At 58.2% G+C, this 14,246-nt stretch carries 13 protein-coding genes; 2 read left to right on the top strand and 11 right to left on the bottom strand.

Going from position 1 to position 14,246, the window contains the following annotated elements; all coding sequences use genetic code 11:
• The first annotated feature begins 255 nt into the window (after positions 1 to 255).
• Positions 256 to 1,620, top strand: coding sequence for an OprD family porin (locus ACIO0C_RS02765; protein WP_401307483.1), 1,365 nt, complete (start codon positions 256 to 258; stop codon positions 1,618 to 1,620).
• A 158-nt stretch (positions 1,621 to 1,778) separates the two neighbouring features.
• On the opposite strand, the gene ACIO0C_RS02760 is transcribed toward ACIO0C_RS02765, so the two are convergent.
• From ACIO0C_RS02760 to ACIO0C_RS02710, 11 genes are all read right to left on the bottom strand, one after another.
• Positions 1,779 to 2,753, bottom strand: a complete 975-nt coding sequence (locus tag ACIO0C_RS02760; RefSeq protein ID WP_401307480.1) for a methyl-accepting chemotaxis protein — start codon at positions 2,751 to 2,753, stop codon at positions 1,779 to 1,781.
• 47 nt (positions 2,754 to 2,800) lie between these two features.
• Positions 2,801 to 3,532 (bottom strand): TorF family putative porin, encoded by a 732-nt coding sequence (locus ACIO0C_RS02755; RefSeq protein WP_401307477.1) that lies wholly within the window; start codon positions 3,530 to 3,532, stop codon positions 2,801 to 2,803.
• Between the two features lie 227 nt (positions 3,533 to 3,759).
• Positions 3,760 to 4,656: a cation diffusion facilitator family transporter gene (locus ACIO0C_RS02750; RefSeq protein WP_401307474.1), complete on the bottom strand. Its 897-nt coding sequence runs from the start codon at positions 4,654 to 4,656 to the stop codon at positions 3,760 to 3,762.
• Positions 4,657 to 4,700: 44 nt separating this feature from the next.
• Entirely contained in the window at positions 4,701 to 5,663 is a 963-nt protein-coding gene (locus tag ACIO0C_RS02745) for a PDR/VanB family oxidoreductase (RefSeq protein WP_401307471.1), read from the bottom strand.
• Positions 5,660 to 6,691: a Rieske 2Fe-2S domain-containing protein gene (locus tag ACIO0C_RS02740; protein ID WP_401307468.1), complete on the bottom strand. Its 1,032-nt coding sequence runs from the start codon at positions 6,689 to 6,691 to the stop codon at positions 5,660 to 5,662. The genes ACIO0C_RS02745 and ACIO0C_RS02740 overlap by 4 nt, the downstream gene beginning before the upstream one ends.
• Before the next feature lie 29 nt (positions 6,692 to 6,720).
• Positions 6,721 to 7,533 carry an SDR family NAD(P)-dependent oxidoreductase gene (locus ACIO0C_RS02735; protein ID WP_401307465.1) on the bottom strand — a complete coding sequence of 271 codons (813 nt, stop codon included), beginning with the start codon at positions 7,531 to 7,533 and terminating at the stop codon, positions 6,721 to 6,723.
• 15 nt (positions 7,534 to 7,548) lie between these two features.
• Positions 7,549 to 7,965: a VOC family protein gene (locus ACIO0C_RS02730; protein WP_202970122.1), complete on the bottom strand. Its 417-nt coding sequence runs from the start codon at positions 7,963 to 7,965 to the stop codon at positions 7,549 to 7,551.
• A gap of 38 nt (positions 7,966 to 8,003) precedes the next feature.
• A complete protein-coding gene (locus tag ACIO0C_RS02725; RefSeq protein WP_401307462.1) occupies positions 8,004 to 9,077 on the bottom strand; it encodes a C45 family autoproteolytic acyltransferase/hydolase in 1,074 nt (357 codons plus the stop codon).
• On the bottom strand, positions 9,074 to 9,910 hold the full coding sequence (locus ACIO0C_RS02720; protein WP_401307459.1) for a polysaccharide deacetylase: 837 nt from the start codon (positions 9,908 to 9,910) through the stop codon (positions 9,074 to 9,076). The genes ACIO0C_RS02725 and ACIO0C_RS02720 overlap by 4 nt, the downstream gene beginning before the upstream one ends.
• A 130-nt stretch (positions 9,911 to 10,040) precedes the next feature.
• Positions 10,041 to 11,615, bottom strand: a complete 1,575-nt coding sequence (locus ACIO0C_RS02715) for an APC family permease (RefSeq protein WP_401307457.1) — start codon at positions 11,613 to 11,615, stop codon at positions 10,041 to 10,043.
• A gap of 450 nt (positions 11,616 to 12,065) precedes the next feature.
• Positions 12,066 to 12,533: an Lrp/AsnC family transcriptional regulator gene (locus ACIO0C_RS02710; RefSeq protein ID WP_401307455.1), complete on the bottom strand. Its 468-nt coding sequence runs from the start codon at positions 12,531 to 12,533 to the stop codon at positions 12,066 to 12,068.
• A gap of 325 nt (positions 12,534 to 12,858) precedes the next feature.
• On the opposite strand from ACIO0C_RS02710, the gene ACIO0C_RS02705 reads away from it, so the two are divergent.
• Positions 12,859 to 14,223 carry a glutamine synthetase family protein gene (locus ACIO0C_RS02705; protein ID WP_401307452.1) on the top strand — a complete coding sequence of 455 codons (1,365 nt, stop codon included), beginning with the start codon at positions 12,859 to 12,861 and terminating at the stop codon, positions 14,221 to 14,223.
• Positions 14,224 to 14,246 lie beyond the last annotated feature (23 nt).

The raw sequence follows: 14,246 nt of genomic DNA, 5'->3' as shown, positions 1-14,246 counted from the left end.
AATCGATGGCTGCGTGTAAAAACCACTCGCTTGGCCACCCTGCCCTCATTAAATATATTAACTGCACACCTAGTATGCAGGAGTTAATTTGAACACCAGCTCAACTCACTTTAGATCTGCTCCATCAGAGCTATCACGAAGAAAATACATCTTGAGGTAGCACAGGACAAAACTATAACAATCCACGGCACTCAATAAAAAACACCATCTCAGCATTACCTTTCCACACAAAAACAATTAAGGAAGGTACACAATATGTATCGTCACGCTCTATTCTTGACGGGTGCATTTTGCCTGACCGCTGCAGAAACTTCTGAGGCGGATCAACAGCTCAGCAACCACCTCATTGATAGCGGAAAGCTCACACTCACAAATAAAAACTTCTTCTTTTATAGGGATTTCCGCCACGGCAATTCGAACTCAGCGGGCACAAATGCAACGAAACCGCCTGCTGACAGGAACGGGTATGCCGAAGAATGGGCCCAAGGTTTCATGTTGGACTATCAGTCCGGTTTCACACCCGGCTTACTGGGGTTCGGCATAGATGCGCAAGGCGCTCTAGGTCTTAAGCTGAATAGCGGAGGTGGAACAACAGGTTTGCGTCTACTGCCATATGGTAGCGACGGAAAACCTGATGACTCCTACTCTCGAACTGGTGGAGCTTTAAAGGCACGATTATCCAAAAGCACGTTGAAATACGGCCAGCAGATGCCTATGACGCCAGTGCTAGCCGTAAACACCGTTCGACTATTTCCTAGCTTAGCGACAGGCCTTCAACTCAACGTCAACGAATTTGATAATTTTTCGTTAGAATCTGGCCATTTCACTCGGCAAACTGGAGTTGATTCCAGCAATGAAAATGATCGGTTCACTACCGACTACGCACTAAAACGAAACGGAAAAGCTATTACATACGACTCTGCAAGCTTCATAGGTGGAAGATATCAAAACAACGGCATATCTTTAAGCCTATACGCGGGGCAACTTGAAGATGCCTGGCATCAATATTACGGAAGCGCTAAATATACCTATCCTATCGACCAAGGAAGGAGACTGAACTTCGACATTAACGTGTACAGAACTCTGAATTATGGTAAGAGTCTAGCCGGCCCCATAAACAATACATCTTGGTCACTCTCCAGCGCCTACACTTCCGGTGCTCATACCGTTTCCCTAATTCATCAGCAGATCAACGGCGACGAGCCCTTGGATTGGATCGGCTTCGGCACTATGGGTGGAACGGTCACGATCGGAAACGCGGTGCAGTATGCTACGTTCAGTGAAGCTAACGAGCGATCCTGGCAACTACGTTACGATTTGAATTTCGCCGCCTTCGGTATTCCTGGCCTAACAATGATGGCTCGGTATGTAAGGGGCGACAATATGGATAACTCTCACAGTAATAACCCTTTTTACACCGCGCGCTATGTGTACGACCCTGACAAAGACAACAAGCACTGGGAAAGGGATTTTGACATACGGTACGTAATCCAGTCTGGCCCCGCTAACGGATTATCTTTCCGACTTAGGCAGGCGACCCATCGTGCAACGACTGGTTACAGGTACGTCGATATTGACGAGATACGGCTGATTACTGAGCTTCCTATTGATATTTTCTAATTGTGTGAGGCGCATTGCGCCCCATTAACACGTGCAAGAAAGGGCCCTACCGGGCCCTTTCTTGCACTCAAACCAAAATCACTTGGTCAGCCAAGACTCAATAGCGTCGGAATCACAATGTCGAACGCAGGCTCCTTGGGCGCAATAGTATCCGCCCATCAATGCCTCTTGAGCATCTCCTGGATCTCATGAGTGGCATCGCGGGTACGCCGAGCCAGGTTCTTCACCTCGTCAGCAACCACTGAGAAGCCCCGACCCACGTCGCCGGCCCGGGCCGCTTCGATTGCCGCATTGAGGGCCAGCAGGTTTGTTTGCTCAGCGATTGCCTTGATTACGCCAACCACTTGAGCGATCTGCTCGTAGGTGGCTTGAATGGCTGCTAGCTCCCGATCACGCGCCGCTTCTGCCTGCTTTTCATCACTGATATCACGCACTGCTCCGATTACCCTTTGGAGCACTCCCTGCTCGTTACGCAGGCAACGGCCGCGTTCGCGAAACCAAATGTCGCCACGAATCTTGTGGCGCATACGGTACTCGACCACGTACGCCAAGTGGCTGTCGCGGCTACGCATCAGCTCATCAAAATTACGCATGACATGCTTGATATCATCGGGATGGGCAATGCGGTTGTAGCTGTCCCAACCATCCGGAAGCTCCTGGCGGCTGTAGCCTAGAAGAGCGAGGAACTGGTCAGTCCAGCGCATCTGACTTTGCGGATGCTCCGGGTCGCCGTTGATGACCAGCAGCTCCCAGCAACCTTCGGTGAGGTTCTGTCGGGTCAGCTCCCAGACTTGATGCTCCTGCTCCCACTCAACCAAACGTGCCTGTTGGCTTGCCAACCGCTGCTCAGCATCCGTCAGTAATTGCTGCAGGCGAAACTGCTCACCGTTGCTTTGCTCCAACTGAAAGCCTAAGACAGTCACTTGCTCGGCGCTACCGCGTTCGATTTGGGCGGCCTGCGTTGACTTGCATCGCGTTAAATACTGCCTCAGTTGTTCGAAAGCCTGGCGCAATTGCGGCTGCTTGGACAGGACGGTGATGGCGCCCAGATCCACGGGCTGCCCTCCCAGCAGCGCGCCAATCAACGCCGACAGTTCAGTCGCCAGTTTCGTGTCTGCATTGGAAAACCACATGGCACTCGCTCCCGAGCGCGCTGCCCAACGGCAGCGCACCAATGTACTTAGAAAGATTTGCTGACAGCTGCCACCAGGGTGGCCGAGCAGACATCATCGAAGCCCATGTAACTGGCGCATTCGGCCTTGGACAAGTCGGTGTCGATATAGCTCAGCGACCAGTTCAGGGCGAAGGCCTTCTTGCTCAGCTTGGCCTCCCACTCTCGATAGCTGTCGCGGGCGCTGCCGTTGCTGGAAACCCACACCGGATCCTTGTAGTCGGCCAGACCATAGCGTAGGTCTAGGCCTATCTCGTAGGGCAACACTTTGGCGTAACCGAGGTAGCTGTAGAGCATGCTCTGGTCGCCCGCGATATCGTCGGAGTAGTAGGCGCCCAGGCGGAGGTCATAGAGGTTTAGTTTGGCGAAGTACTCGCTGTAGTTGAGGCCGCTCTGCTTCGGGTAGTTGTAGTCGAAGTACCCCACGTCCAGGGCGATGTTATCAGTGACCTGCCAGAAGTATCCGGCGTAATAGTCCAGCTCCTGATGGGTCTTGCTGCCGTTGCCGAAATCGACGTTGGAACTCCACGCGCCAACATACAACCCACTGGAGTGCGAGAGAGTGGCAGAGCCTTGGACGGCCGGGTCGCCCTGGGTCTGCGAAATGCCGCGCGAACGGTAGTCGCTAAACAGGCCGGCCTCCAGCGCCAGACTGAAATCATCATTAAGGGTAATGGCCTGGGTCGCCGTCCAAGGCGCCAGGACGATGCTGACCACGCCGAGTGTCATCATGCGTTTCATCGGTGTCTCCGTTGTTATTTTTGTTGTAAATGGCATGTGTCCGGCGCGGCACTGTATCCCCCTGCGACGCGCCTGTTTTTCTCCTTCCGAAGAAGGTTGGCTGCCGGCAAACACGCAGCCGCGAGCAACTACCCGCAATGCCGGTCAAGTCGAACTATGCGGACTGAAACTGGGCGGCTGAGCCGACGGTACTCAAGGCGGCGCTTGCGAGTGAGCGCCGTTACTTTTCATAGCCAGCGCTTGTCACGGGTAAAGCCGATCGCCAGCCAGCGGTTAGGGCCTTCGCTTCCGATGGCGGCGGCGATTTCTGCGCGTACGTCGTCAAGATCGCTAACCGGCCAGTGGTTCATCGCCGCTGGCAGTAGGATATGGATCTCGACAAACAGTCCCCGGCCGATCTGGCTGACACAGTGGGAAAAACTCTCGAAGCCGTAGCGCTGGCTCATCCGTGCCATCAGTCCGGCGATCTCGCCGTCCAGTTTGGTCGGAGTGATGCGCAGGATTTGCTTGGTCGCTTTCCACACTGTGTGGCACGGTGCCGGAATCAATCCCAGGGTCAGAAACGCCAGAATTAGCGGGTCGATATAAGGCGTCAGTGCCTCATATTGGCTGCCCTGCAGCAAATAACCGGTGCTGAATGCGAGCAGCAGCGCCAGACTGATAGCGGTCGACATCAACCAGCTGTGCAGATCGATCTGGATCAATTCGGAACGCAGCCGGCGATTGCAACGGCGCAAGTAGCCGTACATCAGCCCGGAGCCCAGCGCCGTCACCAACGCATAGACAATTACTTCGTCAAAGGCCAGCTCCTGCCCACCACGCATCAAACCGTCAATCGAGTTGATCAGGGCATAAACACAGAGGATCACCAGCACGCTGCCATAGAGCGCCAGCACCATTGGCTCGATATGCCAGTAGCCCCGTTGGAAGTGCCGCCCGGGCTGTTTAAGCAACAAGCGGGAAACCAACAAGGAAAGCCCAGCCATTGCTGAGTCGATGGCGTTGAACAAACCGTCGAAGACAATCGACTGCGAGCCTGCATAAAGGCCGAAGGCGATCCCCGTGCTGGCCAGCAGCACGGTGGCCACGATCGTCACCTGCAAGGCCCTTTGTTCAGTGGCCATTTTTACTTGCTCCTATTGCGGGTTGTGCACACGGCCGCGGCCGGTTACAGGTCGAGGGTCAGGGTGGGGGTCAGTGCACGCGAAACGCAGAGCATCATCACGTTGCCGCGTGCACGTTCACCCTCGGTCAGTAGCGAGTCACGGTGATCCGGTGTGCCGTCCAGCACCCGGGTCTCGCACATGCCGCAGATCCCCTGCTCACAGGAAGAGGCGATCTGATGCCCGGCGGCCCGTAGAGCGCCCATGATCGAGCAGCCAGACGGTACGTCGACCTCGGCGCCACTGCGTGCCAGGATCACCTTCAGGGTTTCCCCCGTGGCCGCTCCCGGCGCCGGTGCCACCGGCGCGAAACGCTCTAGGTGCAAGCGCTCGCTCAGACCGGCTTCGGCAAGGCGCGCGCTCAAGGCATCGAGCAGCACTGCCGGGCCGCAGCTGTAGATATGCTGGCCAGCAGCGGCAGCGGCGACAATGGCGTCCAGGTCGAGCAGACCGACCTCGTCGGTCGGCAGGATCTCCACCCTGCCCTGCCCTAGCGCTTGCAGCTCCTGGACAAAGGCCATGGAGCGCCGTGTGCGACCGCCGTAAAGCAGTTGCCATTGCGCGCCAGCGCGTTGCGCCGCCCGAGCCATGGACAGGATCGGCGTAATGCCGATCCCACCGGCAACGAACAGGTACGACTGGTCGGGCTGCAAGGCAAAGGCATTGCGCGGGCCACGGATGGCCAGCTTCTGGCCAACCTGCAGTCGGCCGTGGACTTCCTGCGAGCCGCCGCGCCCTTTGCTTTCCAGCAGCACGCCAATACGCAGGCGCTGGCGATCCAGAGGATCGCCGCACAGCGAGTACTGACGCACCAGGCCGGAGGGCAGCAACAGGTCGATATGCGCGCCCGGTGTCCATTCCGGCAACGGCGCGCCATCGGTAGCCTGCAGTTCAAGAGACATCACACCTTCGGCTTCCAGCCGCATGCAGGTGATCTGTACCTCGAACTGCGCTCCCTGGGCACTCACGACGACACCCGTTGCTCGTCTACCAGACGTACCGGCATCTGGTGAGCGCGCTCGATGAATTCGCGGAAGGCTCGGCGGTAGTTCAGGGTGTACAGGTCTGAAGGCACCGAATGCTCGACGACCGTCGCGTCCCAGTCGATTTCACGCGGAGTGATGGTTGCCGCCACCGGCAGATCCTCCAGATAGAGCAACTCTTCGACACGCAAGCATTCCTGCAAGTCGCCCCCCTTGTAATCTCGGTCGTTGGCAACCCCCCAGAAAATCTTCACGTGCTCATAGGTTTCAGGGCACGGGAAACCGGCAACCACGCGCTTGCCTAGTCGCTCATAGTCGTAGTTGATTGCAACCAGCCCCGGTGCAACGATGTGGTAGCCCATCATGCAATCACCATCATTGGCCCACTCGCCTTCGCAGGACTGCAGAGGCCGATCCATCCAGACGTCCAAGCCTTCGCGGCGCACTTTGAGCGGTTCAACGATAGGGTTTACATGGCCCATCATCCCGCGATGGATGTAGGCGAAATGCGCCACGTCACCAAAGTTTTCGATAGCCACCGCGACGCCTGTCGGAGAATCGAGCGGTTCGGCGGCTAACCATTCCAGGTTCATCTCCCGCCATTCAGGCAGGTCATAAAGATCGAACAGCGGCTGTTCCAGGGACGTCCAGACATGCCCGTAACGTTCCTGGCAAGCGTAGGTGTGGACGGACGCCCCGTTGGGGATCTTGCACTGATCCTCCAGTGATGGAATGTGACTGCACTTTCCGGATTGCCCGGAGTACTGCCAGCCATGGTAGGGGCAGGCAATGCTCTCGCCATGCACTTCCCCCAAGGAAAGGTCAGCGCCCCGGTGCGGGCAACGTGCGGCTTGAACAACTGCCTGGCCGGACTCAGTGCGGTACACCACCAGCTTCTCGCCCAGCAGGGTGGCCGACTGCGGCTTTTCAAGATCCATCGAACGGGCGACCGGGAACCATTGGTGGCGCATGGCATGTTCCGCGCGCTGACGTTGAGTAATTTGGATAGTCATGGATTTTTCCTCACAGGATTTCTTATTGTTTAAATGCCAACCAACAGCGCGCCACCGTTCACCGGCAGCACTTGGCCGGCAATAAACGCAGCCTCGTCGGAGGCCAGGAACGCAACGGCGGCGGCGATTTCTTCCGGATGCACCAGGCGCCCCAGAGGGATGTTGGCTTTCTCCGGTTCGATGTACTCATCCGGCAACATGCGGGTAAGGATGGCGCCAGGGGTAATGGCATTGACCAGGATGCCTTCGCTGACGAACTCCTTGGACAGGGTTTTCATCAGACCGAGCTGGGCGGCCTTGCTGACCATGTAGCCGTAGGAATGGCCGTCTGGAACTTGACCCCACTGCGAGTTGATGAAGATCACTCGTGGGGCGTGGCTCTTACGCAGGTATGGCAGAGCCGCGCGGGTCAGGTACAGCGGCGCGTGCACGTTGATCGCCAGAAGACGGTCGAAGTTGGCGTCGTCGGTCTGCTCAAGACCAGTCATCGAATAGATCAGCCCGGCGTTGTGCACCAGAATATCGAGGCCACCCAGTTGTTCGGCGACCTGCGCCACGCAGCGCTCAGCCAGGACACGATCAGTGATGTCGGCTGCCAAGGCGATGGCTCGGCCACCCTCCTCGACAATATCCGCCGCCGTAGCACGAGCAACGTCGCCATCGATATCGATGATCGCCACCGCTGCGCCACGGGCCGCCAGCAGGCGCGCATGGGCACGGCCGGCACCACGACCTGCGCCGGTGATCAGAGCGACCCGGCCACTCAATTTCTGCGCATCGGGCGAGAGACTCAGAACCGAGTCGGGCGCCTGGCAAGCCAGGCTCTTCTGGGAATTGGACATGGGTGGGCTCCTGACTCAGACGGTCTTGTGTGGCTGGGTGATGTAGAACATGTTGCCGTCCGGGTCGAACATTGGGCGGTAGCGGTAGTGGGTGCCGTTGGGGTGCTGCCACTCAATGGGCTTGGCCGTCACCCACTGGACTTTGCCGTCGAGGTAAGCGATGGCGTCGTCCAGGTTCTCCACCTCGAAGGCGAAGGAATCGAAGCCCTGCTTGTCTTCCAGGTTTACAGCCGTGCGGCGCTCAACCGGCGTCGAGTCGGTGGTGTGGAAGAGGTACAGGGTGACGTTGCCCATTTCGATGGCGGCCCAACGCTCTTCGGCCACGTAAGGCAGGAAGAAGCCAAGGCCGAGGGTACCGTGGTAGAAGTCCACCAAGCGCTGCACGTCGTTGGTGAGAATGTCCATATTGTCGAGGCGTTTGAGCTTGAGCATGGGGTGTCTCCTTTTGTTGTTCTAGGGGTAGAAGGTGTTCAGTCGTGAGCCAGCCACTGGGGATGACCACAAGGGCCGCCCGGCAGAGCTGTCAGGGTGCCGCTGGCAACGTCGATAACGAGGCTGACCAAGGTGGCGTACTGGCCGGCGATTGGCTGGCCAGGAATCGGATGGCAGCAAACCGCACTGATGCTGCCCAGATGGCTGTTCATTGCCGCGAGCACGTGTTGCGCGGTCAAGCCCTGACGGTTAACCAGGCGGCGGGTCAGCAGGTCGTAGCGCACCAGGGTGTCGGGGAACCCGCGGGGCTCGGTGTCGCCTTCACGGGCGGGGCTTGAGAGAAAGTGGTTGGTATGCACCAGCAGGCCGTTGGCATCTGGGAACACCAGTCCGGGGCCGCCGGGGTGCAACTCAACTGAAACTGCCGCGCTGGAGTTGTCCACTACAGCGATCAGGGTGAGCGAGCTTGAAGCTGATACCTTGGCCGAACCCAGCAGTTGCAGGGCCTGGTTGATGTCGTTACAGCTGTCCAGCATCCAGCGCGAGGCCACATGCACCGGCACGCCAATCTCTTTACCGTCGCGCTCGTGGTGCAAGATGTTGAAGTGCACACCCAGGCCACGGCTGTTGACGCCGGCCTTGCCGACAATGCCGAACTCGGTGACCGTGGTGGTCAGGCTCCCGTCGGCATGCGGAATTTCCCAGGTCAGCCACAGGTCGGCGAATTCGGCGTACCAATCCCACGTCTGTACCGCTACTGGTTTGCCGCTGAACGGTTCGATGCGGACTACGGTGGAACACTCGCCACGCAATTGCGCGCCCAGGTAGGCGAGAATTTCGGTGCGTGCATTGATGGCGCCAAGATAGACCACTTCAACGCCTGAGCCCTCGGCCATACCGAGCAGCTCCTGGTACAGCGGCGGCGCGAAGGCCTCAATCTGCGCCAAGGCTCGAGCCCCGAGATCGCGCAAGTCGAATGAGCGGGTTGCGACGCGGTCGAACAAGACCTGATAGGTCTCAACGCATGCGTGAATCTTCTGTGCATGTTGCTGGCCGAACTCACGGCCGCGGGCCGTCGGCTCTGTATGCATAGAGCGAAAAACGTAGGTCATTTCAACAACTCCAGTTGCGGTGCCACTTGACGGGCGACGTCATCCAGACGGGCGAACCAGACGTCACCGTCGTCGACCATACGTTCGACAAAACGCTCCAGTTGCTCGAAGCGTGCGGCACGGCCAATCACTTCCGGATGCATGGTGAAGCTGGTATGGCGGCCATCGCGGCGGGCCGATTCGTACTCCGCCAGCCAGCTGTCAAACAGCGCGCGTGGCGCGGTGAAGTTGCCGCCGTTATCGATACCCCAGCCAAACATCGGGTAGTCATCCAGCGACCAGTGCACCGGCAGTTCGAGGATTGATGCGCCGTTCCAGGTTTCGTAGTAGGGACGGTCGTCGCCCATGCAGCTGGAGTCGTAGATGAACCCATTGGCCAGCACCAGCTCGAAAGTCTCCGGAGTCAGCTCCCAGGACGATGAGCGATAACCGACCGGTTTTGGCGCGCCGGCCCGGGCTAGCGCTTCCAGGCCCTGGTAAATTTCCTCGGCCTGTTGTTCGGCGCTGATCTTGTCGCTGCGCAAGTGCATATGGCCATGGTGACCAATCTCGTGGCCTTCCCTGAGCAGCATTTCCACCAGATGCGGATGCTGTTCGGCGGTGTAGCCAGGCACGAAGAAGGTCGCAGGGATTTTGTGTCTGCGCAGCAGCTCAAGAATCCGCGGTACGCCACGGGTCACCCCAAATCGCCCTTCGGACAGACTGGTCAGACGACGTGAAAACGCCGGGCTTTCGCCGAGAAAACCGGCCTCCGCATCGACGTCGAACGTCAGGGAAACCCCGGTGGATTTGGTCGCTGGCCACCGCAGCTTGAGTGGGTTTTGGCTGTTCATCGATTTGACTCGCAGTAAGGTTAAAATCAGTCGTCTTGTTGCTTATCGCAGGCGCACAGATGCCCGTGGGCTTTGAACTGTGCGGGTAGCACAGCCAGAGCTCGACAACTCCGATAATGTTTTTTGCGTGTTAGATAACGGTCAGCTTGGCGGAGATCCACACCACCGCGACCGCCGCGATTAGCGCCAGGTAAGGCAGGATGCCGGCCCTGGCATGAGGGAGTTCGATATCGCGACGCATGGATTCAGGAAACTGGCCCTTGTCCTGAATGTAGTGGCGATAGATGAACACCGGGATGATCAGCAGCGTAGCAATCAGGCCATTGCGCAACGTGTTCTCGCCGAGGAAGTTCGCACCAGCACCGACGAATACAAGGTCGACAAAACCGCACAGCGCACCTAATCCCAGCAACCAGCTGGAGCACTTGTAAGCGCGCGGCCAGTCGGCGCGATCGAGCCGGTGAATCCAGCCGGATTGCAGGTTGAGAAACACGAAGATCATGTAGCAGACGTTGGAGATCGCCAGCACCGACATGTAGTTCGACATCAACAGCAGCACCAGGTTGAACACCAAGTCCGTCCACATTGCGCGCGTCGGCGCACCGTGCTCGTTGACATGGGACAGGTACTTGGGCAACCAGCCGTCCACAGAAGCCTGATAAAGGGTGCGCGAGGAACCCATCATCGAGGTCATCACCAACAGAAGGATCGAGAGCATCATCATCACGATGATCACGTTGAACACCACCGCGCCGCCACCGACAAACTTGGCCATCGCCGCGCCTACGCCGGAGCCATCGACAATGCTCGGCGCGAGCATGCCGGACAGACCCAGCTCACCTTGGAAGGCCAATGGCACAGCAATAAACATGAACAGGCACAACAGACCGGAAGCGAAAATTGCCTTGAACGTGTCCTTCTGCGGATCCTTGAACTCGCGGGTGTAGCAGACGGCGGTTTCGAAGGCGAAGGTCGACCAGCAAGCGAGGAACATCGCACCCATCGCCAAGCTGATGCCCGCCGCGTTCCAACTGCCCATGACTGCAGCACCGGACGCATCGTGGCTCAGTGGCAGTAATGGCAGGAAGTTGCTCGACGGCATATCGCCGGTAATCATCGGCACCAGCGACACCACCAGCAAGGGTGCGAGCGAGGCGATACCGAGGATGCGCTGCATTTTCGCGGCAGCCGCAGCGCCACTGTGTTGCATCTTGAAGGTGATCAGCAGGAATAGCGTCGCCAGGATAAAGGTGGCGTTGATCCGTAGCGTCAGGCCCGCAGTGATAAAGCCAAGGTCTAACAAGGTGACCTGCCAGGTATTGATCACGGAGTCGGCGGGGAACAAGCAACTGAGCATATAGCCCGCCGCCAGGCTGGTGCCCAGCGCCAGCATCGGCGACCAGGCGAGCCAGTTGCACCACACGGAAACAGGCGCGACAAACTTGCTGTAACGCACCCAGCCCAGCGCGCCGTAGACCGAGGCCCCGCCGGATTTGTGTGGGTAGAGACCGGAAATTTCCGCGTAGGTGAAGCACTGCGCGAAGCCGATCAGCATCGCGATGACCCATATAAACCAGGCTGGCTGACCGATAAAGGCGGCAACCCCACCGATAGTGAAAAGCACACTCACCGGAACCCCGCTGGTGACCCAGAACGCATCTTTCCAGGTCAGGCTGCGCTTGAGCTCATGGTTCTGGTCAGACACGGGGGCCACCTTTGCGGTACTACCGAGTACCGCGTCTAGCCTAGCGCCGGAATTGGATTGCTGCATGGCGTGTCACCTCTTGTTTTTTTATAGATGCTCAGCACAGCGCATACTGATCACGAAGCCATTTCAGTGCGCATGTGAGACATAAATAATCATCAAACCGCGCATTGCGCAACATAAATCTATTTTTTTCGCGCGTTGCGCATAAAGCATAAATCTGATGAAAAGCGACTCTTCCCGTCAAAACGTCGGTTTAGAGCGGCGCTAGGAATGTTTGAGAAAGGCGAGCGGCAGAAGGCGCTTGTGCGCGCCTAGATTTGAGGGGGGGGGTGCGCAGAAAAAACGTAAAAAATCCGTGTTTTGCGCATTAAGGCTAACTCACCGGTCTGGTCGGTGAGTTTTGGGGGAGATACGGAGGGGGAAGACTCTGGCGCAGGGAGGTAACGATCAGCTATCTCTTTCAGTCTCTGGCAGGGTGAACCGAATCTTGTGCACCTTCACCTCCTGCAGGGTACGTACGTCTCGAATACCAGGGAGACTGCGCACGCGCTGCTGCAGCGCCCACAGGCTATCGTCGTCACTGCAGAGCACCTGCACACAGATATCCGCGGTACCCATGGTAGTCGACAGATAGCTGACTTGCGGCCAGCGGCCCAAGGTATCAACCGCCCGCTCATGATCCTGCGGCTCCACGTTGACGAAAAGCAACGCCAGCTTGGCATGCCCCAGCTTGGAAGGGTCGGTGAACGCCAGGATCTGCAGGATACCCTGGTCTTGCAAGCGCTTGACCCGCACACGGATGGTGGCTTCGGGCACCGAGAGGTTACGCGCGACTTCGCGGTAGGCGCGACGGCCATCTTCTTGAAGCTCACGGACGATTCCGAAGTCCAGCGGATCGAGAGTCGATATAGACATGTTCAAGGCTTCCATCGGTTGACGCAGGGGTGCGCGGCTCTGAACACGACGAACATCCCCCAGGTTGAAAACGGCTCAAAGGCTAGCAGATTAAGGTGCGGGTTATTAGGGGCCGGCCGCGAATCCCAGGGGATTCTTGCGCGAACCACACTCGTACAAAATCAATAGCGCGCACAAAAACAAGCAACAGATCACAGCATGAGCAAATTGTAGTGCATTATTTTGTTGATTGCGCAATAAATACCCGGTAGTTTTTACGCAAACAACAATCAAGCATTACCACGCAGGATACACTGCGCGTTAAAAAGCACCAATGAGGCTCACCATGCAATTCGCCCACGAAACTGAAGCCCAGGCATTTCTGGCAAACAACCCCGATATCGAGCTTTTCGAACTGTTCATCCTCGATGCCAATGGCGTACCTCGCGGAAAGCTGTTGCATCGCGAAGAACTGCTGGCCGTGTACCGCAGCGGTCGACCGCTGCCCAGCACCATCCTGGGTCTGACCTTGGGCGGCGACGATGTAGAGAACAGCGGATTGGTCTGGGATGTGGGCGATATCGACTGCCGCGCTTACCCGCTGATTGGCAGCCTGGTGCGCTTGCCGTGGCGCAAGGTGCCAACCGCCGCCGTGCAGGTCAGCATGCACCCGCAAGAAGGCCTGCCGGCCACGGTAGCGGATCCTCGGCATTTGCTGATGCGAATTATCGATGCACTGGAGGCTGACGGTTTGCACCCGGTAATGGCGTGCGAACTGGAGTTCTACCTGCTCGACGCCCGCAACGACACCAACGGTCGCCCGCAACCTGCCCTGGACGCCGATGGTGGTCGACCTCGGCAAACGCAGGTCTATGGACTGCGCGAACTGGAACAAATCGAACCGTTCCTCGGTGATCTCTATACGGCCTGCAAGGCCCAGGGTATTCCGGTGCGCACGGCGATTTCCGAATATGCCCCCGGCCAAGTGGAGATCACCCTGGAGCACGGCCCTGCTCTGGAAGCCATGGATCAGGCTGTGCGGTATAAGCGTCTGGTCAAGGGCATTGCCCATGCCCATGGTATGCGCGCCTGCTTTATGGCCAAGCCCTTTGATGACCTTGCCGGAACCGGAATGCACATGCATGTCAGCCTGGCCGATGCCGCAGGCAACAACTTGTTCGCCAGCGAAGACAAGGCCGGCACGCCCCTTCTGCGCCAAGCGGTGGGTGGCATGCTCGAATCACTGCTCGATTCGCTCTTACTGTTTTGCCCCAATGCCAACTCCTATCGCCGCTTCCAGGCTAATAGCTACGCACCGCTGGCGCCTACCTGGGGTGTAGACAACCGCACCGTCTCGCTGCGCGTGCCAGGTGGCCCGGCATACACCCGCCATGTGGAACACCGCATCTGTGGCGCCGATGCCAACCCATATCTGGCGGCGGCGGCCATCCTTGCCGGCTGCCATCGCGGTATCCAGCAACGCCTCGACCCCGGCGCACCGGTAGAAGGCAATGGCTACGCCCAGGCCACCACTCTGCTGCCCACCGACTGGCTCAGCTCGCTCAGCGCCCTCGAACGCTCCAGCTGGGCGCACGATGCCTTGGGTCAGGATTTCCTCAAGGTGTACCTGGCGGTCAAGCAGGCGGAATACCGTCAATTCATGGCTGAGGTCGGCGAGCAAGACTGGCGCTGGTACCTAGCCCAAGTCTGAGCCTGTATTGACCGTTCACACAG

It is taken from the genome of Pseudomonas sp. NPDC087336 (assembly GCF_044744285.1).
Classification (GTDB): domain Bacteria; phylum Pseudomonadota; class Gammaproteobacteria; order Pseudomonadales; family Pseudomonadaceae; genus Aquipseudomonas.
Note: the sequence above shows the minus strand (reverse complement) of the source record. Positions and strands in the feature narration are given on the sequence as shown.